The sequence below is a fragment of the Leptospira levettii genome, from assembly GCF_002812085.1.
Lineage (GTDB): Bacteria > Spirochaetota > Leptospiria > Leptospirales > Leptospiraceae > Leptospira_A > Leptospira_A levettii.
Genome location: NZ_NPDM01000001.1, coordinates 955,449 through 980,098 on the forward strand (window position 1 = coordinate 955,449; position 24,650 = coordinate 980,098).

Genomic DNA, 24,650 nt, shown 5'->3' on the forward strand with positions numbered 1-24,650 from the left:
CGATCAAGTAAACTGGAATGTATGCGGATTTTTTCCCGATTTTTTGTGCCAATGATTGTCTTTACTTTGGTGTTTGGTCCCGTTTATGGACAAACCAAAGAAGGATTTTATGACACAAACAATTATGATTTAAGAAACATCCCTAATTCCGATCCCGAATCAAATGTTCTAAAGGATGTCACCCTTCCTCCCAAATTTGAAACACCAGTCCTTGCAACTCCAAAAAACGTAAAAACACAATACAGTGGTATTGAATCCATACCAGGTGCCGGTGCTCTTATGAACTCTCGAACCACTGGCAATTCCAGCCAGAATGCATCCAATCCATATAGCTTGACCAATGCTCAAAATTCTCCCATTAACCCCCTTACTGGTGAAATCAATGAGCAAGCCTTACAAAACCAATTGCAGAAAAGTAGAACCAAACAAGAGTTAAAGAAAAAACAAAAAGAAGAATTTGATGAAGATGCAGTTTATGAAGAAACCAAATTCCGAAGAGGTTACATCATCTTCTTTTTAACTTTACCTTTTGCACTTGGCGTATCGGCCGCTGTTGCAGGGGCATTTGCTGTGGAAAAAACGTTAGCTGGCAGTATCATCATGATTGGTGGATCCACGGGCCTTTCTGGTGCCAATGTATATGTTGACCAAAAAAGACTCGAAGAACATCGCGAAAAGAAAAAACAATTAGCAGACGTTAAACCTTGAACTCCAAACGTATTTTTGTTTTTTTACACCACCTAATCCAATACTTACAAGTCCAGAGATATGAAATTCGTAAATTTTACATGGAACACCTACGGCCCATAGGCAGAGTGTTTTACATATTTTTTGGATTTTTATCTGTAACGATTTTAATTTTAGATTTTGGTTTTTATTACCCTGAAGATTGGAAATTTTATGTAACTATCTCAATTCGAACTTTAGTTAGTTTTTTTATCTGTTATGAAACTCTGCACTTAACGTTTACAAATAAAAAATGGAAGGAATATTTAAACTTACATAAGATTGAACTGATCATCTTGCTGATGTTAGGATTGGAAATGATATATGAAGAAAATATCATTCAAATCTTAAAGTCCTATCACATTTCTGGTAACGACACTACACTGATTTTTTTATCAGCAAATCAGTTTTTATTTTTATTCTCCAATTTAGCTCACTTCTTTCGATTATCCAAAAAAAGAGATTCTAAAAAACTTAACCCATCCATAGTCTTTGTCACTTCTTTTGCATTCATCATTTTTGTTGGAGTCTGTTTTTTACATTTTCCTAAATCAACTCTCGAACACGTAAATACAATCGATATTATTTTTACTACGATTAGCGCTACTTGTGTTACAGGTTTATCGACGGTGGATATTAGTAGTCAATTCACACTCACTGGTCAACTTGTGATTTTACTTTTGATTCAAGTAGGTGGACTCGGTCTTATGACTCTTACTAGTTTCTTTTCCATCTTTCTGACTGGAAAAGGTTCGGTAAGTGACACACTCATGATCAAAGATCTTCTTTCTGAAGAAACAATGGGTCGTGCTAAAGAAATTTTAAAACAAATTACATTACAAACTTTAGCCATCGAACTGATTGGAGCTGTATTTTTATTTTATAGTTTTCCAAAAAATTTTCCCCTTCCTTTACCTGAAAAAATTTATTATTCAGTGTTTCATTCAATTTCTGCATTTTGTAATGCTGGTTTTAGTTTAATGCCAAATGGATTGGCAACTGATGCCTTTAAAGAATCCGAAGGATTTTTATCCATCATTATGTTACTCATTGTCTTTGGTGGTCTGGGATTTCCTGTTATCTACCAGTTACGTACAAAATTATTAAATCCGTTTGATCCAAAGTTTCGTTGGTCAATTACATCTAAACTTGTTTTTTTCGTAACGGGTTTTTTACTATTATTCGGAACGGTAAGTTGTTATTTTCTGGAAAGTCATTTATCACTAAAAGATCTACCGATTGAAAAACAGATATTTCATTCCTTATTTTATTCAGTGACTACAAGAACAGCTGGTTTTAATACTTTTGATTTATCATTGATGGGATATCCAATGACATTCATTTCATTTTTTTTGATGTGGGTTGGTGCATCGCCAGTTTCAACTGGTGGAGGGATCAAAACAACTACACTTGCAATCTCTTTTATGAATATTAGCAATCAAATTCGAGGAAAAGAAAAAATGGAAATTGGATACCGAACGATTGCTAATTCAACAATTGCAAGGGCAAGTGCAACGATTGTATTATCTCTATTTGTGATTTTTATTGCGATCTTTTGTCTATTGCTAACAGAAAATGCTCATTTTATCGACTTATGTTATGAAGTAGTGTCGGCATTTGGAACTGTTGGTTTAACAAGAGGTCTGACTCCTCATTTATCTGATTTTGGAAAAATCTTAATTTGTATTGTGATGTTTGTTGGAAGAGTAGGAATATTAACTCTACTCATTGCCGTATCTAAGAAAGTAGATCATATTTCTTACGAATATCCAAAAGAATATGTAGTGGTTGGTTGATACTATGCAAAGAAAAAAAATTGCAGTTATTGGAATTGGAAGTTTTGGAAAACTTTTCGTTCGTTACCTTTTTGAAGATGGACACGAAGTCATTGCAATTGATAAAGATCCAGTTGTCATAGATTCGATAAAGGATTTTGTAACAGTAGCGGTTACACTTGATGCAACAGATGAACATGCTCTCCGTTCACAAGGAATTGGTGATGTAGATTATGCAGTGATTGCATTAGCTGACGATTTTGAAACATCCATCATCTGTGCTGATAGTTTAAAAAAATCTGGAGTGAGTTTAATTTATGCCAGATACCAAACAGAACTTCAAAAAAAGGTATTAGAACTTTTAGGGATACGCGATTTATTCAATCCTGAAGAAAGAGCAGCTAAAAGTATGGCAGAAACTTTTTCTTTTGCAGGAATGCGATCGAGTTTTTTGTTGTCTGATGAATATAGTGTAGTCGAAGTTACCGTTCCCAAACGATACATCAACAAAACAATTGCTGAAGCAGACTTAAGACACAAATACAATATCAATGTGATTACAATCAAACGACCAACTACAAATAAAGATTCAAAACGCACATCTGATTCAAAAGTAGAGAAAATATTAGGGATTCCTCATGGGAATACTGTTCTTCGCGAAGATGACATTGTTGTTTTATTTGGATCCCAAACAGATCTGACAAAATTTTTAGAAACCTAAAAATCATATGGGTCCAGAAAGAATCATTTGTTTAACAGAAGAACCAACTGAGATGATCTATCTGTTAGGTGAAGAAAAAAGAATTGTAGGAATCTCTGTTTATACGGAAAGGCCTGTCCAGGCCAAAGAAGAAAAAACAAAAGTTTCTGCCTTTATCAGTGGTAACCTTAAAAAAATACTCTCTCTTGAACCAGATTTGGTCATCGGATTTTCAGACATCCAAGGACAACTCGCAAAAGACCTCATCGAACGTGGGTTAAATGTTCTTATCTTCAACCAACGTTCTATAAGCGAAATCATCTCCAATATGCAAATCATTGGTAATCTTGTAGGACAATCAGACAAAGCCAAATCCATCACAGATGATTGGCAGAAACAGATCCAAACCTGGCAAAAGGAAAATGAATCCATTCCTAAAAAACCCACTGTATTTTTCCAAGAATGGGACGAACCTATGATCACAGGAATCCAATGGGTAAGCGAAGCCATTACACTTGCTGGTGGGATTGATAGTTTCTCCCACCTAAAAGATCGTAAACTTGCCAAAGACAGAATCATCACGGCCGAGGATGTAAGAGACGCCAACCCCGATATCTATGTTGGCTCTTGGTGTGGGAAGGCGATGGACTGGGATTGGGTGAAAAACAAACCCGAATGGCAATCCACAGGTTTCATCCAAAACAACCGAATTTATGAGATGGACCCAAGCATTATATTACAACCAGGCCCTGCTTTGTTTTTAGAAGGCATACCAAAACTCAGAGAACTATTTTCAAAAGCTTAATTACCCTCTTTGTCATCCATCTGTCATCTAAATGTAACAGAGATATTCTAGATTTGAAACATATCAATCAGATATGGAGACATTCATGAACGTTTCATGTAACCTGGCAAAGAAAAATATCACTTTGTCCTTTGTGATCGCACTTATCACAATTTTTACAATTGTTGGAAAAATCGAAGCACAAGCGAATCCTACAACACCTAGCACAGAAACTACGCAAACAACGGAAGCACCACAGGAAACTCCTGCACCAGTAGCCCAAGCACCAGAACAAACTCCTACGCAAGATTCAGAAATCGGACTCGTAAAATTATTTGTAACTGGTGGATGGTCTATGTGGCCACTCCTACTTTCTTCAATCGTAGGTTTTGGAGTGATCCTAGAAAGGATGTACTTTTTCTTCACTGCAAAACTAATTAGAAAAGGATACAACCAAGACTTACAAGATGCCATTGATGCTTCTGGTATGAATGGAGTAGATGAATTCTTAAAAGCAAATGAAGGTCAAAAAATCACTGACGTATTAAAAAATGGTATGGAAGTTTCTCAAAACGATCCTGAAATTTTTGCTGCTGGTATTGAAAGAGAAGCAGGTGAAGTGATGACACTTTTAGAAAAAGGTCTTACAGTTCTTTCTGCAGTATCAACCATTGCACCACTTGTTGGATTCCTTGGAACTGTATCTGGTATGATCAATGCCTTCGATGCAATTGCAAATGCAGACCAAGTAAACGCAAAAGTAGTTGCTGGTGGTATCAAAGAAGCCCTCATTACAACTGCTGCTGGTCTTATTGTTGCGATTCCTGCAATGACATTTTACCAATACTTACAAGGTCGAGTTGCCTTCTTTACTTCTGAAGTAGAAGAAGCGGCAAACAAAATCTATAAAGAATACTTAAAACTCAAAGCCGGAAAAAAAGCGTAACGCTCGGTAAGTAACTAACCATGATTAAGTTAAAGAAAAAACAAGAACTAGAGGAAATTTCGGCAGCATCCATGTCGGATATTGCCTTTCTACTCTTGGTATTTTTTATGGTAACAGCTGTATTCTTTGTAAAGGAAGGTTTGAATATATCACTTCCACGCAAACAATCCGAACCTCAGCCTTTTTTACGCAAGAACGTATATGAAATTTTGGTCACACAAGACAGATACAAAATGCGTAACCCTGCTTTCGGAACCAAAGAATATGCTAGTTTAAAAGAGTTTCGTGATGACCTTAACCAAATGGAAATCCCTGACCTCAAAAACAAATTAGCACTCATTGTTACAACCGGTGATACCAAATATGCAAAGATGTTGGATGCTTTATCAGCAGTGCAACTTCGCGGATTTGAAAAAATCTCAGTGAGAAAGAAGAAATAATATGTTACGAAGAAAGAGAGTCGCACCTTCAGTTCCAGTAAGTTCGATGGCAGACATTGCCTTCTTACTTCTCGTGTTCTTTATGGTAACCTCCGTATTGGATTCCGATCCTGACCTTCCCATCAATTTACCAGATGTTCCTGGCGGAGAGCAGTTAAACAAAAAGATTGCGAATCTTTACCTAACTGCAGATGAAACAAGAACTGTTTATTTCAATTCAGTGAAGATGGAATTAAACGAAGCAATGAGTGAAATCAGAGCTAAGATTGCCACTACTCCTGACCTAAAAGTTTTGATCCATGCAGACCAAGACTTAACCTATGAAGAACTAGACAATGTTTTTGAAACTCTCCGAGAGATTGGTGCCCTAAAGGTTTCTCTTGTTACCAAGACCACCCAAGGTGGCGGATTAAAAGGTAAGTAACGTGAGCGGAACTGTTGTTACACATAAAAGATCCAAACGAGAAAGAATCCATAGATTCATTGATCGTTATCGTATTGAAACGGGTCTTGTTATATCCGCCGTTATACAGGCGTTAATCATTCTTTTTTGGTTCACTCCTCATTTGGAAACAGATAGTTTGGATGATCTTGTGGAAGAAGTTGCCTTCATTGACAACGTCCAAATCCAAGAACCAACAACCGATTCCAAACCAACTGACGGTGACTTTGATCTAACTGACAAAGAAAAAGAAGAAAAAAAGGAAGACCCACGCATTGCTGGAGCATCTGATCCAATCGTATCTGGTGCTACCTCACCTGTTGATTTATCACCGAATGTTCGTCCAGAATACACATCCGATGCAAAAGCTTTAGGTGTGACGGGAACCATGACTTTAGAAGTCATTATCTCCAATACAGGGGAAGTGCTTCGAGTTAGATCCGTTGGTAAACAGTTAGGTGGTGGTCTTGAAGAAGAAGCGATCAAAGTTTATCGAAGAAAACGTTTTTCCCCATCCATATTAGAAGGAAAACCAATTACTGTAAAAGTATTGGTTCCAATCCGATTTACATTGAATTAAATCATTGGGGGCGAATCCACCACTGTTGCAGTGGTGGACCGGGCTCTACGCTTCAATCTGCAAGGAATGCAGGATTTCCGCTACGATCCCTTTCGCAAGGAAACCTTTCATCAATCGATTACTTACCGTTAGTTTCTAACTTTCGATACTTGTTTCAACCACTTGGCCAACTGATCTTCTTTCATCGAACCATCGGCTACTTTTAAAATCGTGATCACAACGTCTTCTTCCGAAGTCTCAATCAAATAACCATTCATAGCAAGGAATACATACATCAAAAGAAACGATGTCCTTTTGTTTCCATCCATAAAGGGATGATTTTTAGCGATGCCAATTCCAAGGGATGCAGTGAGTTCAAAAATTGAAGTTTTTGGATTGTAATGCCAATGGTTCTTTGGTCGATCCAAAGCCGATTCTAGTAATCCTATATCGCGAATGCCTAATGCACCACCGTGTTGTTTGATTTGGTCTATATGGATTGCTTCAGCGATGTTTCGGTTTAACCACTTCGGTTCCCCTTTCATTTCGCCAATTCTTTCAAGGCATTCCTATATTTTTTAGAAGCGTCTTGGTATAGTTCCATGGCAGATGCAAACTCAGGATCATAGGGAGACAAAAGGATCCCATTTTCTGTTTCCACAAGAAAGACAGTGTCTCCCTCATGGAGATTGTATTTTTCCAAAATGACTTTTGGGATGGTTGCGCCAGACGAATTCCCAATGGCACGAATCGTCGTTTTTTTGACAGCGGAACTTTCCATAGTTATAACATAAGTAATAACAGAAAAGGATTCAATCGAATTTTCCAGAACCTACAATATTAATAGAGATTATTTCCCTGGCTCCGGTAATTCTAAAACCTTATCCACTTCTTCCATAGGTTTCACTGGAATTTCGATTTTTTCGATTCGGATTTCATGGACAAAATCAGGATCTTCAAAACGGTCTAAGATGGAAATCCTTCTTGGGTATTGTTGGTTGTTCCATGGTTCATAGAATCCATATTTTAAAACACCTTGGTAAAAACCGAATAATTCTCGGTAGGTAAATTCCATCCATTCCAAAGCACCACTTTTTTTCTCAAAGTATCCAACATACTGATCCGTATCTGGGTTTGCATTCATCTGCACTGACGTAAAATAAACAACTTCGTAACTTTGATTTAACTTCTCTTTTGTGCCAGCATATTGGATGATAGAGTAATCTTTTAATCGCCATGGCAAAGTGAGATATAGACGTAATGATTCCAAATATATTCTGACCTCAGTATCATCACTGTACACCTTACCCGTATCAGCTGCAATTTGGTACGTGGATTTTTTTTCTAAACCATAAATAAGGCCTTTTTTTTCTCCGCCAAGGAACTCAACCTGCATGGCATCTGCTTCAAAATCGAGATACACTCGCATCCTCAATTCAGGTTCTTTGATGGGAGTAAAAAATCGAACAAAGTTAGAGTGCCATACATCCTTGATGATAAATTGAACTTGTTTGTATTGTTTCCAATCACCAGGGGTTAATTCTTTGATGGGCGGGTTTGTAACAACTGCTAGGCCTTTCTTTTTTAGATCTAAATCCACTTTGTCATATGACAAATGAGGTGGTCTTAAGTCGGCTGTGCCACAAGAAACAAATAAAAGAAGAGAAAATAGAAAGATTACAATAGAACGAAACATAAGGGTAACTTGCATCATAAATGGAAAGATGTCAATAGGGAAAGTGAAAGGAAGTAAACCCTCTGACAAAGGTTCATTTACATTTCATTTGCATCTTAGTTTGTTAGACTTGATTCGGGTGAATAGTTGGAAGTGATATGAGAAAGAATGAGATAAAAAAAGAAAGAAGAGAAAGGGCCGGAGATCCGACCCTCTCTTTATAAAGGATGATTATGCTTTTGCAGCACCTGTTTTTTTGATTGATTCTGCTACTTCATTGATTTTCGCTTTTACAGATTCAATTTTTCCTTCAGGCATTTTTGCTTTGATTTCTTCAGCAATTTTGTTATAGTTTTCTACGATTTTAGAACGAGTTTCGTCGTAGTTTTTTCCAGCAACACTAGAGAATTCTTTAATGTCTGTTAGGATTTTGTCCACAGATTGGCGGATCTTAACTGATTCTTCAGTATTGTCCAAAGCACCTTTAGAAACTAACTCGTTGTAAGTAGATTCCAATTGTGTTTTTGCTTTTTCTAAACCTTCTTTTCCAGATTGAAAAAGACCGATTCCAGCGTTAAGAATGTCCATGATTTGTTTTTCCATAATTTAGCTCCTGGTTTTCACCTATTTGTGCAATGCACAATACAGTTATGTGCGTTGCACAAAATTAAACAAGTACTTTTTCTAGGTTAGATCGTTTTTTTTGAAATTTTTTTCGGATCTCTACGGAGATACTATGGGATCAGACTTAAAGAGGGTTTAGATTTCTAAAGCACTGATGGGTTCTTTTTGTTGGGCCATGATCGATTCCAAAAACTTCACATAGGCTTCGCGACCAGGGTATTCCACTTGGTTGACACCGGTTTTGACAGCAGCTTCCGCCACAGCAGGTGCAACATGGTATAACACGCGTTCGTCGAGTGGTTTTGGAATGATGTAATCTTCCCCAAATCGAATTTCGACTTCGTTATATGCTTCACATACTTCGACAGGAACTGGTATTTTTGTGAGTTCGCTGAGAGCATACGCAGCTGCAAGTTTCATTTCCATGTTTACCACTTTTGCACGGACATCAAGTGCCCCACGAAAGATAAAAGGAAATCCGAGTACGTTATTCACTTGGTTAGGATAATCACTTCGACCTGTTGCCATAATGAGATCTGGTCTTGCACGTTTTGCATCTGGGTAAGGAATTTCAGGGTCTGGATTGGCAAGAGCAAACATCACAGGTTTCTCAGCCATTGTTTTCACCATTGCTTCCGTCACAACGTTTGCAACTGATACTCCAATGAATAGATCGGTTCCAGGAAAAATATCTTCTAGTGTTTCGGCTTCTGTGTTACGAACAAAAGGAAGTTTGGATGCATGTAAATTAGTTCGTTTGTGATTGATTACACCACGAGAATCCAACATAAAAATGGATTCGTGTCTCACTCCAATATGAGTTAACATCTCGGCAATGGAGATAGCAGCAGCTCCTGCCCCATTGATGACAACTTTTAAGTTTTCTGCTTTTTTTCCAGTGATCACAAGTGAATTGAGAAGTGCAGCAGTGGATATAATTGCAGTTCCATGTTGGTCATCATGGAACACTGGGATTTTCATACTCTCATCCAAAGTTTTTTCAATGTGAAAACATTCCGGAGCACGGATGTCTTCTAAATTGATTCCACCAAACGTTGGTTCGAGGGCTTTTACAATGGTAATGAATTTTTCAGGATCTGTTTCGTTGATTTCAATATCAAACACATCGATGCCTGCAAATTTTTTAAATAAGACTGCTTTTCCTTCCATCACTGGTTTCCCAGCGGAAGCTCCAATATTGCCAAGACCCAAAATGGCAGTTCCATTGGTGATGATCCCCACTAAATTTCCACGGTTGGTATATTCATAAACGAGATCTGGTTGTTTTTCAATTTCAAGGCAAGGGTATGCGACACCTGGTGAGTAGGCTAATGACAAGTCATAACTGTTCTCCGTTGGTTTTGTCGGAACTACTTTGGTTTTTCCTTTCGGAAACCTAGAGTGATACTCAAGCGCGTGATTTTTCATGGTCTATTTTCCCATGATTTATGATTCGATGGAAAATCCTAGAATAAATTGGGGCTATTGCCTTCCAAAAAGCCAAAGATTCTTATGTCACTCAAGATTTTTTTGAAGAAAACAGGTCAAATCGAATTGAATTACCAAAATGGATCAACAATGATCTTGGATCCAAAACCAGATCGGTCTCTCCATCGCCAAAATGAACCACAATAAAACAAAAATTTTTTAAATATTTGTCGTCTGATCAACCTGTTATCTATAAAAATTGTCTGTTTAAAAATCAAATGAGAATCAAAAAATTAATCGATCAGCTGATTCCAAATCGTCTTTCAAAAATAACCTATATACTCTTAATCTTTTTCAATCTAATCGCATTCATTTTTTCATATCGACTAGGATTACAAAATCTAAAACAACAAATCCAGAATCATCGTGAGTCAATGGAAATCACTATCGAAGACAACCTTCGTGAATCTCAATTATCTTTAAAAAGGATGGGAAACCGATGGAATCAGAACAATGGAACAAAGGAGAAAATCTGGAGATCTGATGCGAGAGCCTATTCAAATGATTTATTAGGAATTGTAGGAGTGGGTTATGCCGATTCGAGTACAAAAATTAAATGGATTGAACCAATAGAAAAAAATTCAAATGCCGTTGGGTTTCAACTAAATAGTGAAGAACGCAGACGTCTTGCAGCAACCAAAGCACTAAATCAAAAAAATCTCATGATGACTTTACCTATCAATTTAAAACAAGGAGGTAGAGGGTATTTAATTTTATATCCAGTATTTAAGAATGAAATACACGACGGATTTGTTTACTTAGTAGGTAGATACAAAGATTATTTTCCAGAATTGGTTCGAGATCAAAATTTCTTTTACCAAATTTATTCTGGCAATGAAATTGTTTTTTCCAATATAGAAACAAATTTGGAAAATTTTGAGAACGTTTATTCAATTTCTGATAAATCAATAAATTATAGCATCGATTGGAAACTCAAAACTGTTGCATCTTTAAACTATTATAAGCAAACGATAAATCTTTTCACATTTTGGACTCTTTTTGTTTCATTACTTCTTACTATAGTAATTATTTTTATATTATACCTGTATAATAAATCTCAAAGTTTATCAGCACAATTAACCTCTCAAAATGTTTGGAAAAATGCAATATTAAATAATACTGATTTAGTAGTCATTTCAACGGACAAAAATGGTTATGTAGTTTCCATCAATACAGCTGGACAAACAATGTTAGGTTATGAGGAGAAAGAATTAGTTGGAATTAAAAATCCCATCTTGTGGCATGATGAACAGGAAGTTCTAAATTTTTCGAATGAATTATTCAAAGAATTCGGAATTAAATTAGTTCCAGGTTTTGAGGTAATAGTAGCAAAATCAAAAATTGGTCAGACTGAAAAAAATATTTGGACTATTATCTCAAAATCTGGAATTAGAAAACAAGCTTTTGTATCGATTTATCCTCTAATTGGTAAGAACTACGAAATTGAAGGATATGTAGAAATCATAGAAAAAATATCCGATCATTTAGAATTTGAAGAACTAATCGCAACAAAAGAAATATTAATCAATTCCATGTTAGAAAATACTTTCGATGGATTTTGGGATTGGAATTTAAAAATAGATTATCAATACATGTCTCCAAAATTTTGGGAGATGTTAGGATACAATCCTTTGGAAAAACCACATCATCCAAGTGAATGGCAAAAAGTAATTTCACCAGAAGGTCTCAAATTAACACTCGAAAATTTAGAAAAACATATTAATTCAAAAGGAACATTTCCTTTTAGCCAAGAAGTTAAATTTATTCACAAAGACGGTCATGATGTTTGGGTTTTATCTAAAGGAAAAGTCGTTGATTGGGATGAAGATGGTTCACCAATAAGAGCGATCGGAACAAATACTGATATTACTGAAATCAAAAAGAAAAATGAAATTATTGAAAAAACACAAAAAGATCTAATTGAAAGAGATCGAAAAATTTTAGAGCTAAAAAATAGATCAGAAGACTGGTTTAGAATTATAGCCAACTCATTACCCCAATTAATATGGACCTGTGAGCCAGAGGGACCTTGCGATTATTTAAGTGAGCAGTGGATTGAGTATACAGGAATTCCAGAAAATGAACAACTCGGATTCGAATGGCTGAAACAAATTCATCATGATGACCAACCAAGGGTTATTGATGAATGGCAAAAAAATATAAATAATGAAAAAGTTTTTTCAATTCGTTTTAGAATTAGAAGGTACGATGGAATTTACAATTGGTTTGATACAAAAGCGATCCCTATCAAAGATTCAAATCAAAAGATCATTAGATGGTTGGGATCCAATACAAACGTTCAAGAGTTGTATACGATACAAGAAAAACTAGAAGACACCAAAGCAAGATTAGAATTAGCTTTAGAAGGTGCTAATATAGGTATATGGGAATGGGATATAAGACAAAATAAACTTGTTTGGGATGATCAAATGTTTATTATCTATGGTCAAAAGAAAGAGAATTTTACAAATGTATACGACGCATGGTCGAAAGGCCTACATCCCGATGATCTTGCATCAGCTACCGATGACATAAATCATTCACTCTCAACACTTCAACCATTCCAATCTCAATTTAGGGTGGTCAAAGAAAATGGTGACATTGCCTATGTGCTAGCAAGAGCAAAACTACTCCAAGATAGTGAAGGGAATGCCTCGAAAATGATTGGTTTTAATTTAGATATCACAAAATTAAAATTAAATGAAATAGAATTAGAGAAAGCTAAATCTGAAGCTTTACAATCTTCTATGGCAAAGGCTCAATTTTTGGCAAATATGAGCCACGAAATTAGAACTCCAATAAACGGTATTTTAGGAATTTCTCAATTATTAAAGGACACAAACTTAGACAATCTCCAAAAAGAATATCTTGAACATATTAGCCAATCTGGAACTATTTTATTATCTTTAATCAATGACATTCTAGACCTTTCAAAAATTGAATCCGGGAAAATTGATATAGAATCAATTGATTTTAATTTAGAACAAACAATTGATTTCGTTTTAAGTACATTGAAATATTCGGCTGAAAACAAAGGTCTACATCTGAGTAATGAATATGATTCGAATTCGCCACGTTGGTATAAAGGAGATCCATCACGAATTAAACAAGTACTATTAAACTTTGTTAATAATGCAATAAAATTCACACACGAAGGATCAATACGCGTAAAAACAAATATCACAGCCGCTGCAAACCAAACTCATAAAATTCGAATTGAAGTCATCGACACTGGAATTGGAATTTCGGATGAAAATATTCCTAAATTATTTCATAAATTCACACAATCTGATTCATCTACACATAGGAAATTTGGAGGAACTGGACTTGGTTTATCTATTTCAAAATTATTGATCGAAAGAATGGGAGGAATCATAGGCTTAGAAAGCACGTTAGGTGAAGGTTCGACATTTTGGTTCGAATTAACGTTACCGTTAGGTGTCGAAAATTTAAATTATCAAGAAGATATTTTTAAAATTGAAGAAAGTGAAATCAAACCTAACGTTAAGATTTTAGTAGCGGAAGACAATATCATAAATCAAAAAGTAACGATTGCTTTATTGAAAAAGCTGGGTTATGAAAGTCAAGTGGTAGCAAATGGCTTTGAAGTATTATCAATTTTAAATACAATTCATTTCGATTTGATCTTGATGGATTGTCAAATGCCAGAGATGGATGGATTTGAAGCAACTGAAAGAATTCGAAATTCAAATTCTTCAATCAGTAACATAACGATTATCGCAATGACAGCAAATGCGATGGAAGGTGATCGAGAAAAATGTATCGCGATAGGTATGAATGATTATCTCACAAAACCCGTTTCATTAAAAGATTTAAGTATAACTTTAAAGAAATGGCTTTCCACTAAAGTGAAATAACATTCTTAATTTTAACCAAAATTCTTACTTGCATTATTGAAAGTTGCTCTCTAATTTTTTATTTTTAAAAACGGAGGGTATTTTGGAACTAGTTGGCGAATTTTTGGGAACGGCTGTTTTGATTTTATTAGGGGATGGCGTTGTCGCTGGTGTTTTATTAGAAAAATCCAAAGCTAAAGATGGTGGTTGGATCACCATCACCACCGCATGGGCATTGGCAGTTTGTTTTGGAGTCCTTGTGGCAAAAACGTTCGGGAGTCCAGGAGCCCATTTAAATCCTGCGGTGACACTCTCTGTTTGCATCCAATCAGGTGATTTTTCGATCTTTTTACCATACAGCTTAGCCCAAGTGGCGGGAGCTTCCCTTGGTGCCTTATTGGTGTATTTGCACTACCTTCCCCATTGGAAAGAAACAAAAGACCCAGGGAAAATTTTGGCCGTCTTTTCGACAGAACCTGCCATCAAACACACTCTTTCCAATGTGATCAGTGAAGGGTTTGGAACCTTCCTTCTCATCCTCGGAATCCATGCTATTTTTTCTCCTGCAAACGGTGGAGCAGGTGGAATCGCAGGCACTGGTTTTGTAGCACTCCTTGTTTGGGCAATTGGACTTTCCATGGGAGGAACCACTGGGTATGCGATCAATCCCGCGCGAGACTTAGGACCAAGGATTATACATTCCATTGTTCCGATTCCCAATAAAGGAAATTCTGGTTGGAAATATGCATGGCTTCCCGTAGTGATTCCGTTAGTGGGTGCGGGATTGGCAGCTGTAGTGATTCGGTGGACAACTTAAATTCAAATAGTAAAATCTAAGAAGCATTTTGAATTTTTCTTATTAATTTAATAGGTGTTAATCCAAAATGTAACACCTAAACAAAAAGATGATTACCCTCCATTTTGTTAGTTGCTTTTTCCTACAAACAAACGTTAGAATGACCTAGTTTGGCAATACGTTTTGTTCCTAGTTTTACTATGCCAAAAGCAATTCACTTGGAGATAAAATATGAGACATTTGACTACAATTCTATTCGGATTGTTCCTTTTCACATCCACCCTTTTTGGCGAAGATGATATTCTTAAAAAAGTAAACGATCTCAAATACCAAACTGGTTCTGTCACCATTGGCGACAAATTGGCAACAATCAAAGTACCTAAAGGTTTTAAATTCCTAGATGCCAAACAAAGTCAATTTGTTCTACATGAAGTTTGGGGCAATCCTTTGAACGAAGGGATCCTTGGGATGTTGTTTAAGTCAGACCAAACTCCCATCAGCGACAACTTTACGTATGCTCTTACCTATTCTTTTTCTGAAGATGGTTATGTCAGTGATTCTGATGCCAACGAAATCAATTATGATGATCTTTTAAAATCGATGAAAGAAGATATTTCAGAAGGAAATGAAGATCGCAAAAAAGAAGGATACCCAACAATGGAACTTGTAGGTTGGGCCAATAAACCATATTACGATTCTAGTGCTAAAAAACTCCATTGGGCAAAAGAACTCCAATTTGAAGGGGATAGTATCAATACTCTCAATTATAATATTCGAATTTTAGGCCGAAAAGGAATTTTGGAATTAAATGCAATTTCCGACATTGAAAAACTGAAACTTGTCCAATCCGATATCCCTGCCATCCTTGCATCTACTGAGTTTAATGACGGAGAAAAGTATTCTGATTATTCTCCCGGTGTTGATAAAATGGCAGCCTATGGAATTGGTGGTCTGATTGCGGGCAAAGTTTTGGCAAAAGCTGGATTTTTTGCTTTGTTAGTGAAATTTTGGAAGATCATTGCGATTGGTGCTGTAGCTGCTCTTGGTTTCCTCAAGAAACTTTTTACAAAAAAAGCAGATAATAGCTCCGTATAAGAGGCATTACACTCTGTAACCAATTTTTATATCAATCAAAAAGTGTTCTTAATCTGGTATGGGCAAAACCAAACCAGATTTTCATTCTATAATTCAAAAAAACAAACTTAAATGAAAGTAAACATTCATCAGTAGACACTATGCACGAAGACAAAGATAAAAAAGAATTTATATTAAAATTTTTAGAACATATCAACTTGGGAAACAAAAATGAAATAATCGATTTTAATTCCAAAACATCTCACATTCACCTTGCCATTTGGATTTTCCTTTTTATATCCACTGTATCAATGATCTTTTTTCCAAAACAATTCCCGATTCAGAACTTTTTAGAGAATTCTAAATGTTTAAAAGATTGTCTTATTGATTATGAACTTGTGAAAACAATTATGATTTTCATTTCTTTTGCTTTTATCATCAGAATCTATACCATCTGGATAGAACGAAACGAATTAATCGAGAGCTTATCAGGTTTTAGAATTCTTTTAGACTACATGCGAGTTGACGAATTGGCATTAATCAAAAATCTCAAACTCATTTTTCCAAATTTAGAAGAATTTGAAATTGTAGATTTTACAAAAGCAGTCTTTGTCAGCAAATTATGGAGTAAATGATCAATGGGAAAAATTATTTTAATCACCACCTCCATATTTTGTCTAAATGTACAATTATTATCCGAAGAAACAAAACCAAGTTTGGATTGTACAAAGACAGTTCGTCCAAGTTTTCCTGCAAAAATTGTCCGTATGAACCATTTAAATTCTACTCAGAAAGTGGGAGATCGTTTGGAAGCGGGACAAATTGCCGGAACAATGAGTGCCCTTCCAGAAGTTGTTTCTCCATTGTTTGAATCACAATACAGAAAAGCAGAACAACTATATGCTGAAAAAAAATTCGATGAAGTGATTACGATATTAGAACCAACTGTAAAAGTCGAAAAACGAAATCCATTTTTATGGAATTTATACGCAAGAGCTTTGTATGCTGCGAAACGAAAAAAGGAAAGTTTTTTAGCATACCAAACTCTACTATCCATTAATGATGCAGATGAAACTTACAATGAAGATGGTTCACCTAATCTTGTGATCATTGACGTATGGTTTTTGGAAGCATATTGGAAAGTAAGTTCGATATACCTCGACCAAGGTGAATATGCAAAATCTATTTTCTATAACCGGAAAATGTTAGATATAGTTACTTTTGCGAATAAACAATATGATCCCAATAACATGATCTATAATGTAACCGCATTGAGTTATCTAGCGGAAGCTTATTATTTCTTAAATTTAAAAGAACCCAACAATTACTATGCTTGTGAAACTTTAAAGTTAGATCCAAATAATCAGTATGTGTTACAATTTTTATTATGAGACAGTAATTTTTAATTTAGAAAAAAATCATTCATTTGAGCCTATCTGATAAGTAGAATTACGCATATTTCATAACAAATTCTTGCACTATGTTAAAATTGAAATCTTGACTTTGTTGAAATTAAAATGAGTTTATCCTCAACTGAGGATAAACAACAAATTTGATCGAACAATATTTTAGAGCAATTCTAGATAATAGCCCTGAAAACATAGTTCTACTAGGGAAAAATCATGAAGTTCTTGCTTTTAACCAAACGATACAGAATGTCCTCTACGAATACCATAATGTACAATTACAAGTTGGAGATTTATACTATCCTAAATTTGTAATCGAAGAAAATCGAGATTTATATCTTGAAGCGTTTCAATCCGCTATCAACGGGAAACCATTTACCACACAAAATTATACTTCAAATGAAAAGGATTCTTTATGGTTTGAATACAAAATGCAACCAGTATATATAGAAAACAATTTATTGGGTGTTACGCTTACAGCAAAAAATATAACGGCAGAAAAGGAAGCAGAACTTAAAATTATAGATCTTTCAGAAAAACTAAAAGCAATATTGGACAATACTAATGAATCAATTACATTACTTGATTTAAATTATAAGATATTAGCCATCAATGAAATCGGTGCAAAAACTCTAACAAAGAATACAAATTCAAACACTTATATAGGAAACGATTTTCGAGAATACATACCTGATAAAGGAAATTTATTTTATCAATACTATCAAAAAGCAACTAGAGGGGAAAAAAACTCGATCGAAATACCTTATCAAAACTTTAAAGGAGAAAGCATAATCTACCAAACAACTTTCAATCCAGTTTATGATAGAAACCAAATTCAGATAGGAGTTTCTATTTTCGCTAAAGATATCACTGAAAAGAAAAGATTAGAAGGATCATTATTAGAAAGTGAAGAAAAATTTCGAAAATTTACCGAACTTGCACCGGTTGGAATTATCATAACTGATGATAATTTAAACATTTCTTATGCAAATACGTATGTGAAAAAACTATTAGGTTATACAATGGATGAACTAATGGTTTTGAATATTGCCAATATAATTCAAAATATCGTAATAAAAAACAATGAATATATTGAAGTTGATGATCTTGATTTTAGAATAAACGATATTATTTTTGATCAAGAAAATTTTGTGGCAATTCGAAAAGACAAACAAGTTAATAACATAATTTTAAGTTCAAATATCATTATTAATCAAAATAAAGGAGGTTACATCTTTATCTTTCAAGATGTTACAGGGATCAAAAGCAAGAATGCAACCATTGAAGAACAAAATAAGAAACTTAGGGATATTGCATGGTACCAATCACATGTGATAAGATCACCGTTAACTAGAATTATGGGATTAATTGCATTATTAGAAGAAACCAAGCTCAGTAAGGAAGAGATCGATTATTGTTATCAATCGATCTTAGACAGTGCTCATGAACTTGATGATGTCATCCACAAAATAGTAAAGAAAATTTAATAAATTATCGATTTTGAATTTGTTGGAATGTAACACAAGCATTGATGGAATCCATTTTTCCAGATTGTAACTCTGAACAAGTCATGGTCATTACCAATTTGTGACATTCTTGGAAAGAAGATTGAATTAACTTAGGATCGTTACCTATCAATTTATATGCGTTACTTTCACGGAATCGTTTTTGGCAGTTTGATTCTTCCAATCGACCTTCCGTAAATTTTTTTAAATTTTCAGGAATTGATTTCCATTCCGTATCAGCGCACTCGCGAAATTTTTTACACAAGTCAGATGTCAAACTCAAAGATTCGTTTTGCCATTCGATATAATTGATACCTTTTTCTTTTTTACAAGATACAATGAGTAACAATAATATAAAAAACAAATATAAACTTGCACCTTGTTTCAAACTGATTCGGTGTTCTGTGGCGAAAAGGATTGGTTTCATTATGTTATGCCTATAAAAATTATGATTCTACTATGATTGTAACTGCTATGCTATCGTTTCATTCTTTCTCAAATTGAAAAGAAAATTTGTCAGTATTTTCTATCATTTTGTATTCTCGGCAGTTTCTTTTTTTCGAATTAAAATTTCGATCCGTTCTTCATTCGCTTTTTTTTCAGGTGTATCCGAAGATTTAGATTTTTGAAACATCGCATAACCTTGTACAGATACTTGTTCTTTGGGAATTCCGTATTCATTTACCAATTTTTCCGCGAGTAAGGATGCACGATTGGAATGATAATCCCAAGAGTTTTGAAATTTGGACTTATCAATTTGAGATTCGTAAGGAATATGAACTCTCACCACAATATCGATATCCATGCCTTTGGATAAAACAGCTAATTGTTCAAAGGCAAATTTGAGATCAGGATCTGACTTTAGTACATCATCAGAAGCGAGATCGGAACCGGCAAAAGTTAATTTAAGCTCTTCTGTTTCAGCAAGGCCCAGTTTTAATTTTGCCTTTTCTTTCAGAGTTTTGAGTGCAAAACCAATTCTTTCCCATAGTCGAAATACTTCCGATTTTGGAACCATCGTATCATCTTCTAAAATACCTGAACCACCATCAAGAAGTGCACCAACGGAACTAACGTTCAATCCAAACCCTCGTTTGATGTCTTTTGCAACTTCGTTTAATCGTTTGGAATCAACTTTACTCACTGCATAAAGAATGATGAACAATCCCAATAGAAGTGTAATCATATCGGCATACGTTAACAACCATCGATCATGTGCTTCTATATGTTCTTCTTCTTTGGAAACAAAACGTGACCGTCTTCTCATAATTCCTCTTTAAGTGATGGGAAGGCTTTGTATAAAAAGTCCCACTCTTTCTCTTGGACTAATGCATAAAATTCATCGAATAACGCTTGATTGACGGGCAAAGTTGCATAATATCCTTGTTCTACTTTTTTAAAAAGTGGGTATACACCTAGTAGTTTTGACATCATTGCAGCGGGTTTAATGATATAAGCACTAACTGGTTTATGTGCAAGTTCATAGAATTTTTTTAAATTGAACAGTACCACTTCTAATTGTTTTTTGCGAAGATCTCGTTTGTCCAATTCACAAAACAATTGAAAGTACTCGTCTTGGCTAATTTCATTACCATATACCCAGCCCTTTGTTAATAAAAGTTTTGCCATTTGGATATCCAATTCATCAGTAATTGAATTTAATTCCATCAATCGTTCGATACTTTCACGAGTACCTTCCTTTAACATGTTTTTCACTTTGTCATAAGTTTGGAATGCTAGGCTTTCCCATTCTTCCTTACCATCCAAATTATAAACTGTTTCAAAGAAAAACTTTGCCATGGCTATTGTTTCTGATCTGTGAAAAAAATCAGTATAAAACAAATGAAATCTTTCCACTTGGACTCGAACAATTTCTCGCCTCGCTATTAAGATTTCCTCTGTAATTTTGATTGATTTCATCTCAAAAATTATTTTGTCATCCCATTCAAAATGTAAGATGGGAAACCTTGTTGGTCTCTTTCATACGGTGCGATTGAATATTGATTGGGAATCGAAATGATCTCTTGGTAAAATTTATAAGTGGATCGAAATAAAATGCGAGGAACATCGGTAGAACTTGGCGTATAGTAAAACTTAACACCATAACGAAAGTTATTTGCCCATCCTTCCTTTGTAACTTCTAATAATGGATATTCTGCTGGGATTTTTTTATTTTGCACAACATTATATACGATATCTCCCTTTTTATACAAACGAACACCTTGGGTTTCATTTGCTAATCGAAGAGATCCAGAATCGGGAAAGGAAAGGGAGAGATATGTTAAACTCACATAATTCCCCCTGTTCTTAAGTTGTAAAGTCACAAGAGATTCTTTTCCTATTTCAAACTTTGGTTCTACTTCGAGGGAAACAAAGGAAGGAACAGGTTGCATCGGCAGGTTTGCAATCATTTCCCAACCATTAAACACAAACTCTTGTGAATAGTTGGGATTTGTTGGAAAGATACGAAATGATTTGTCCTTGGCGCTATATTCAAATTCTACTCGTTTACTACGTTTTAATTCTTCGTGTTCTTTAAGTTGGTAACCATCCCAAATTTTTTTGCCCTTTCGGTATCCCATCGGAACAGAAAATAAACCTAACGGTGGTTCCTCGGACAATACTTCGATGAATACAGAGTTAAAATTATCTCCAGGAAGTTCTGCAACGACAATTCGTCTCAAACAATCACCAGCAAACGTTGGTTTTTCTTTTCCTGAAATGGATCCAGCGATCCACTTATTTTGTTTGCCATCATAATACATGGGTCCCAAATCTTTGAGAAAAAATTCCAACTTCCATAAAAAGGTCCAACTGGATCCCTCTTTGCGAAACGCAGATAATACTTCACTTTGTCCCGACTGAAACAAAACAAGAGTTTCCATTTCAGGTGTTTCATCCAAATTAATTTGTTTTTGTCCCAAGATACGGATGGGATCACCGTCTTCCTTTCCATACACAGAAAGGCGAATTTCCTTCTCAGAAGGGTGTTCTTTTGGGGAACAATTGGGAAAAAACAGGAGGGAGATGAGTGCGAATGAAAAAAAGAAAGGTGTATACAGGGAAAAATTCATAAGGATACAAACATTCCAGCACACTAAAACCCCAACACAACCTTTTTTGCTTTTCGTGACAATCCAAACGATTATCATCGTCTAAGTATTAAGAATTGGGGACGACATTGGTTTCGACTGTTGTTGGCTTGGATTCAGTGGCACGTAGGGGTGAGGGACCTCTTAAAAACCTTCAAAACAATAACTGCAAATAACGAATTTGCTCTAGCAGCTTAATTTTAAGCTCTACGGTTTCGGTGGCTGTTTCCTTGGGTGGCCTAGAAACCGACACCTCTCTAAGGACCTTTCGGATTTGTCGCCCGCTTCGAACCGGATTGAACTCTAAGTAGGATAGGAATGAGTCCCCCGTTTGTAGGGTAAGTCTTTCCGAAATTCATTTGCAAACTAAACGTGTAGAAGCTGCATTTGAGGACGATAGGACCCGGGTTCGACTCCCGGCGTCTCCAGAATCTATTTTAATCATCTAAAATCATTTCTCATATAACAAAAAATTTACGATGGGAGTCGAACGACCGCGAGAGTTAGAAACAGTAGCGACCCATAGGGAGCGTGAAGCTGTTTCTGTCGAAGGCAGGATGCCTGAGACCTCGAGCGGGACGGGCTGGAACGTGTTCGACCTGGATGGGAGAACCGTGGAAGCCGACTCCCGGCGTCTCCAGAGTTCGGATATTCATTGCTCGCGTTCGTCTGGCCATCCATGGCCAGAACTCCCGCCCGCACCCATCCATGGGTGCTTTTCGCAATAAACACCCTCACAATGGGAATCACGCTAACGTAAATAGATGTTTGGTTGGTATAGGAATGTAAGGTTTCTGATCAAAATGGGTTATAACCTAACGTGAAAATATGCTGGTTATTTATTGATTGGTTTGAAACATGCGTTAGTGGAAACTTTTTTTAAATTGATTATCATTTCATTCTTCATAATTTCGATTCCAATACAATCCCAAGAAACAAACCAAAAACTTCCGGCAAAAAATTTAAATTCGAAACTTTCCAATGACGGAGTCCAAGAATTAAAAATAAAGTTTCAGAATGACCAGACAATCATTCCCCTTACACCTAAAAAACCTTATGAACCACCAAAGGAATTTTTGTTAAAAAAGGAAAATGGATCACGTTTCCTTACCTTTTATCCTGGCGTACAAGCAAATTTAACAGATCTTACCATCCAATCCGATACAGGTGGAAATGCAGTCATGAAAGATGACCAACGTATGGACCAAAATCTAACCTTTCTTTACGACTTAAAATCTCCTGAATGGCAAATAGGCGAAAATTGGGGATTATTCATACTAAATCGTAACGTAAATTTTAGACAAACAAAACAAAAAATTACGGATGTCGTTGCAACTAACAGTTCATCAAGTGAAGATTCAAATTCTTCAAAGGACTCATCTCCAATCAAACAATATACCAATAAGGATTTAGGAACAGAAACTTATGGTAGTTACCACATGTTACTTCCTGCAATCTATTATGGAAAAAAAGGAAACGACCACTTTCGGTTAGGTGCTGGTTTTGGTTATTCAAAAGTCAACATCCAAGGTACTGCTGATTTTAATGATGGAAATGGTTATTTTAACAATTTCCTGGTATTTAGTTCAGGTCGAAATTTAGATGAAAAAATTGATAATATGGGGAGGTATTCATTGCTCAATAATGGAAACATTGATGCAGACCCTTACCGTGTTTACCTTTTGTCGAATTTATCATCTGGCAATAACTTAGAGGCACTTGGTCTTTATACTCTTTTAAAAGGTGATGTGAATCCTAAATCAATCGATCCATTGCTAGCTTTGTTTTATTCTCAACTCACAGGAAACCAACTAAGTCCCCTTGAATTGTATGCTCTATTGACGTTAGGGATTGGACGTGTGAACTCCTCCTCCAATTATGCAAAAAGTTATTATGTATTTTGGGAAATACCGATCGGTGTGATCAATTGGAGATTAGGAATTGGTGGTCCATTTTATAATCAAAATGGTTATAAAATTTCACTCACTACTATTGAAATGTCTTTTTATACACCCATTGAATTCTAATATTCACCTAATCATGGTTGGCTCTTCTTCTACTGTTCCACACAAAGCATCGGAAAAGAATTACTACATCCTGTTATAGATCCAGTATTCAAACTGGAACTATTTGTGGATGCACCATTCACAGCATTACTAGTCCAACGAGTGCAATGATCACCACTTAATCGAGTGAGCCAACCACTTGTATCTAGTCCTGTAAAAACAGTACCAAGTGTAGGATTCGCTGCGTCATTTGTTTGGGTTGTAAAAATTCCCACACTATTCGTTGTCGCAATTATCACAGTATCTACAGCTCGCTTGTACGTAGTATTTGGTTTTAAAATCCAATCTTTATGTTCAGAATTTCCACCTGTGGTACAATTTGAAGTTGTACAAGCAATCCGATTTATATCATCCACAAGGAAAGCCTTATAGACCGCACCTACTGGTTCCGATGGCTTATTAGAATCAGCCATACATTTTGCATCTGCACCCGAGATACCACCTCGATTGCCATCATAGGTTACACTTGTGGAAAAAAATCTACACGTTGTACAAACGGGAATTCGAATCGAAATGCGGCAAGCAGACAATTGTCCCGTAAGGCATAGTAAGCTTTCATTTTCCTTAAAAGAACTGGATTGGATGTCACTCGGATTGTTGAGTGTTGTTTGTGTGCATTGGAACATTAGGAAAAACAGAAGCAAAAACAGATACTGCATACTTTGATTATAAACTCATATGAATTCGAAGCAACT

Annotated in this window: 25 protein-coding genes and 1 other RNA gene; 16 read left to right on the forward strand and 10 right to left on the reverse strand. The window is 35.6% G+C overall.

Annotated elements, in window-relative coordinates:
* Positions 1-21 precede the first annotated feature (21 nt).
* From CH354_RS04400 to CH354_RS04435, 8 genes are all read left to right on the forward strand, one after another.
* Positions 22-708 (forward strand): hypothetical protein, encoded by a 687-nt coding sequence (locus CH354_RS04400; protein ID WP_100725532.1) that lies wholly within the window; start codon positions 22-24, stop codon positions 706-708.
* The gene (locus CH354_RS04405) at positions 705-2,522 is read left to right on the forward strand and encodes a TrkH family potassium uptake protein (protein WP_243395958.1); all 1,818 of its coding nucleotides are present in this window, start codon (positions 705-707) and stop codon (positions 2,520-2,522) included. The genes CH354_RS04400 and CH354_RS04405 overlap by 4 nt, the downstream gene beginning before the upstream one ends.
* Positions 2,523-2,526: 4 nt before the next feature.
* The gene (locus CH354_RS04410; protein WP_100725533.1) at positions 2,527-3,222 is read left to right on the forward strand and encodes a potassium channel family protein; all 696 of its coding nucleotides are present in this window, start codon (positions 2,527-2,529) and stop codon (positions 3,220-3,222) included.
* A gap of 7 nt (positions 3,223-3,229) precedes the next feature.
* Entirely contained in the window at positions 3,230-4,006 is a 777-nt protein-coding gene (locus CH354_RS04415; protein ID WP_100725534.1) for a cobalamin-binding protein, read from the forward strand.
* An 85-nt stretch (positions 4,007-4,091) separates the two neighbouring features.
* Entirely contained in the window at positions 4,092-4,931 is an 840-nt protein-coding gene (locus CH354_RS04420; RefSeq protein WP_100716240.1) for a MotA/TolQ/ExbB proton channel family protein, read from the forward strand.
* A 20-nt stretch (positions 4,932-4,951) separates the two neighbouring features.
* On the forward strand, positions 4,952-5,371 hold the full coding sequence (locus CH354_RS04425) for an ExbD/TolR family protein (protein ID WP_100716239.1): 420 nt from the start codon (positions 4,952-4,954) through the stop codon (positions 5,369-5,371).
* A 1-nt stretch (position 5,372) separates the two neighbouring features.
* On the forward strand, positions 5,373-5,795 hold the full coding sequence (locus tag CH354_RS04430; protein ID WP_100716238.1) for an ExbD/TolR family protein: 423 nt from the start codon (positions 5,373-5,375) through the stop codon (positions 5,793-5,795).
* A gap of 1 nt (position 5,796) precedes the next feature.
* Positions 5,797-6,393, forward strand: coding sequence for an energy transducer TonB (locus CH354_RS04435; protein ID WP_100716237.1), 597 nt, complete (start codon positions 5,797-5,799; stop codon positions 6,391-6,393).
* Positions 6,394-6,521: 128 nt separating this feature from the next.
* Here CH354_RS04435 and CH354_RS04440 read toward each other — a convergent pair whose 3' ends face one another.
* From CH354_RS04440 to CH354_RS04460, 5 genes are all read right to left on the reverse strand, one after another.
* Positions 6,522-6,917, reverse strand: a complete 396-nt coding sequence (locus tag CH354_RS04440; protein ID WP_100725535.1) for a type II toxin-antitoxin system death-on-curing family toxin — start codon at positions 6,915-6,917, stop codon at positions 6,522-6,524.
* Positions 6,914-7,153, reverse strand: coding sequence for an AbrB/MazE/SpoVT family DNA-binding domain-containing protein (locus CH354_RS04445; protein WP_100725536.1), 240 nt, complete (start codon positions 7,151-7,153; stop codon positions 6,914-6,916). The genes CH354_RS04440 and CH354_RS04445 overlap by 4 nt, the downstream gene beginning before the upstream one ends.
* Before the next feature lie 69 nt (positions 7,154-7,222).
* On the reverse strand, positions 7,223-8,068 hold the full coding sequence (locus CH354_RS04450; protein ID WP_100725940.1) for an LBF_0142 family lipoprotein: 846 nt from the start codon (positions 8,066-8,068) through the stop codon (positions 7,223-7,225).
* 210 nt (positions 8,069-8,278) lie between these two features.
* A complete protein-coding gene (locus CH354_RS04455) occupies positions 8,279-8,650 on the reverse strand; it encodes a phasin-related domain-containing protein (protein WP_015677288.1) in 372 nt (123 codons plus the stop codon).
* A 156-nt stretch (positions 8,651-8,806) separates the two neighbouring features.
* A complete protein-coding gene (locus CH354_RS04460) occupies positions 8,807-10,099 on the reverse strand; it encodes a malic enzyme-like NAD(P)-binding protein (RefSeq protein ID WP_100716235.1) in 1,293 nt (430 codons plus the stop codon).
* Between the two features lie 278 nt (positions 10,100-10,377).
* Here CH354_RS04460 and CH354_RS04465 point away from each other — a divergent pair, with 278 nt between their 5' ends.
* The 6 genes from CH354_RS04465 to CH354_RS04490 all read left to right on the forward strand — a co-directional run bounded on the left by CH354_RS04465 (position 10,378) and on the right by CH354_RS04490 (position 18,779).
* Positions 10,378-14,037 carry a PAS domain-containing protein gene (locus tag CH354_RS04465; protein WP_100766301.1) on the forward strand — a complete coding sequence of 1,220 codons (3,660 nt, stop codon included), beginning with the start codon at positions 10,378-10,380 and terminating at the stop codon, positions 14,035-14,037.
* Positions 14,038-14,119: 82 nt separating this feature from the next.
* Positions 14,120-14,833 (forward strand): MIP/aquaporin family protein, encoded by a 714-nt coding sequence (locus CH354_RS04470; protein WP_100725941.1) that lies wholly within the window; start codon positions 14,120-14,122, stop codon positions 14,831-14,833.
* 210 nt (positions 14,834-15,043) lie between these two features.
* Positions 15,044-15,907, forward strand: coding sequence for a DUF2167 domain-containing protein (locus CH354_RS04475; protein ID WP_100725538.1), 864 nt, complete (start codon positions 15,044-15,046; stop codon positions 15,905-15,907).
* Between the two features lie 140 nt (positions 15,908-16,047).
* Positions 16,048-16,521 carry a hypothetical protein gene (locus CH354_RS04480; RefSeq protein ID WP_100725539.1) on the forward strand — a complete coding sequence of 158 codons (474 nt, stop codon included), beginning with the start codon at positions 16,048-16,050 and terminating at the stop codon, positions 16,519-16,521.
* Positions 16,522-16,524: 3 nt separating this feature from the next.
* Entirely contained in the window at positions 16,525-17,277 is a 753-nt protein-coding gene (locus tag CH354_RS04485; RefSeq protein ID WP_100725540.1) for a tetratricopeptide repeat protein, read from the forward strand.
* 161 nt (positions 17,278-17,438) lie between these two features.
* On the forward strand, positions 17,439-18,779 hold the full coding sequence (locus tag CH354_RS04490; RefSeq protein ID WP_100766302.1) for a PAS domain S-box protein: 1,341 nt from the start codon (positions 17,439-17,441) through the stop codon (positions 18,777-18,779).
* Positions 18,780-18,783: 4 nt separating this feature from the next.
* Here CH354_RS04490 and CH354_RS04495 read toward each other — a convergent pair whose 3' ends face one another.
* The 4 genes from CH354_RS04495 to CH354_RS04510 all read right to left on the reverse strand — a co-directional run bounded on the left by CH354_RS04495 (position 18,784) and on the right by CH354_RS04510 (position 21,871).
* The gene (locus tag CH354_RS04495; RefSeq protein WP_243395960.1) at positions 18,784-19,224 is read right to left on the reverse strand and encodes an LA_2478/LA_2722/LA_4182 family protein; all 441 of its coding nucleotides are present in this window, start codon (positions 19,222-19,224) and stop codon (positions 18,784-18,786) included.
* A 102-nt stretch (positions 19,225-19,326) separates the two neighbouring features.
* A complete protein-coding gene (locus tag CH354_RS04500; protein WP_100725542.1) occupies positions 19,327-20,064 on the reverse strand; it encodes a flagellar motor protein MotB in 738 nt (245 codons plus the stop codon).
* On the reverse strand, positions 20,061-20,717 hold the full coding sequence (locus CH354_RS04505; protein ID WP_100725543.1) for an FFLEELY motif protein: 657 nt from the start codon (positions 20,715-20,717) through the stop codon (positions 20,061-20,063). The genes CH354_RS04500 and CH354_RS04505 overlap by 4 nt, the downstream gene beginning before the upstream one ends.
* Positions 20,718-20,725: 8 nt before the next feature.
* Complete coding sequence (locus CH354_RS04510; RefSeq protein WP_100716274.1) at positions 20,726-21,871, reverse strand: LIC13341 family surface-exposed protein; 1,146 nt, start codon at positions 21,869-21,871, stop codon at positions 20,726-20,728.
* A gap of 97 nt (positions 21,872-21,968) precedes the next feature.
* On the opposite strand from CH354_RS04510, the gene ssrA reads away from it, so the two are divergent.
* Together ssrA and CH354_RS04520 are read left to right on the forward strand one after the other, a co-directional pair.
* Positions 21,969-22,320, forward strand: a transfer-messenger RNA (tmRNA) gene (ssrA, locus tag CH354_RS04515).
* Positions 22,321-22,773: 453 nt separating this feature from the next.
* Entirely contained in the window at positions 22,774-23,916 is a 1,143-nt protein-coding gene (locus tag CH354_RS04520) for a hypothetical protein (protein WP_100725943.1), read from the forward strand.
* Between the two features lie 29 nt (positions 23,917-23,945).
* On the opposite strand, the gene CH354_RS04525 is transcribed toward CH354_RS04520, so the two are convergent.
* Positions 23,946-24,614, reverse strand: a complete 669-nt coding sequence (locus CH354_RS04525; protein WP_100725544.1) for a DUF1554 domain-containing protein — start codon at positions 24,612-24,614, stop codon at positions 23,946-23,948.
* Positions 24,615-24,650 lie beyond the last annotated feature (36 nt).

Coding starts and splice junctions, on each gene's coding strand:
- CH354_RS04495 (WP_243395960.1), bottom strand. CDS start 19,224: ATGAAACCAATCCTTTTCGCCACAGAACACCGAATCAGTTTGAAACAA.
- CH354_RS04510 (WP_100716274.1), bottom strand. CDS start 21,871: ATGAATTTTTCCCTGTATACACCTTTCTTTTTTTCATTCGCACTCATC.
- CH354_RS04410 (WP_100725533.1), top strand. CDS start 2,527: ATGCAAAGAAAAAAAATTGCAGTTATTGGAATTGGAAGTTTTGGAAAA.
- CH354_RS04430 (WP_100716238.1), top strand. CDS start 5,373: ATGTTACGAAGAAAGAGAGTCGCACCTTCAGTTCCAGTAAGTTCGATG.
- CH354_RS04420 (WP_100716240.1), top strand. CDS start 4,092: ATGAACGTTTCATGTAACCTGGCAAAGAAAAATATCACTTTGTCCTTT.
- CH354_RS04500 (WP_100725542.1), bottom strand. CDS start 20,064: ATGAGAAGACGGTCACGTTTTGTTTCCAAAGAAGAAGAACATATAGAA.
- CH354_RS04465 (WP_100766301.1), top strand. CDS start 10,378: ATGAGAATCAAAAAATTAATCGATCAGCTGATTCCAAATCGTCTTTCA.
- CH354_RS04400 (WP_100725532.1), top strand. CDS start 22: ATGCGGATTTTTTCCCGATTTTTTGTGCCAATGATTGTCTTTACTTTG.
- CH354_RS04475 (WP_100725538.1), top strand. CDS start 15,044: ATGAGACATTTGACTACAATTCTATTCGGATTGTTCCTTTTCACATCC.
- CH354_RS04445 (WP_100725536.1), bottom strand. CDS start 7,153: ATGGAAAGTTCCGCTGTCAAAAAAACGACGATTCGTGCCATTGGGAAT.
- CH354_RS04485 (WP_100725540.1), top strand. CDS start 16,525: ATGGGAAAAATTATTTTAATCACCACCTCCATATTTTGTCTAAATGTA.
- CH354_RS04450 (WP_100725940.1), bottom strand. CDS start 8,068: ATGTTTCGTTCTATTGTAATCTTTCTATTTTCTCTTCTTTTATTTGTT.
- CH354_RS04455 (WP_015677288.1), bottom strand. CDS start 8,650: ATGGAAAAACAAATCATGGACATTCTTAACGCTGGAATCGGTCTTTTT.
- CH354_RS04425 (WP_100716239.1), top strand. CDS start 4,952: ATGATTAAGTTAAAGAAAAAACAAGAACTAGAGGAAATTTCGGCAGCA.
- CH354_RS04460 (WP_100716235.1), bottom strand. CDS start 10,099: ATGAAAAATCACGCGCTTGAGTATCACTCTAGGTTTCCGAAAGGAAAA.
- CH354_RS04525 (WP_100725544.1), bottom strand. CDS start 24,614: ATGCAGTATCTGTTTTTGCTTCTGTTTTTCCTAATGTTCCAATGCACA.
- CH354_RS04480 (WP_100725539.1), top strand. CDS start 16,048: ATGCACGAAGACAAAGATAAAAAAGAATTTATATTAAAATTTTTAGAA.
- CH354_RS04440 (WP_100725535.1), bottom strand. CDS start 6,917: ATGAAAGGGGAACCGAAGTGGTTAAACCGAAACATCGCTGAAGCAATC.
- CH354_RS04415 (WP_100725534.1), top strand. CDS start 3,230: ATGGGTCCAGAAAGAATCATTTGTTTAACAGAAGAACCAACTGAGATG.
- CH354_RS04505 (WP_100725543.1), bottom strand. CDS start 20,717: ATGAAATCAATCAAAATTACAGAGGAAATCTTAATAGCGAGGCGAGAA.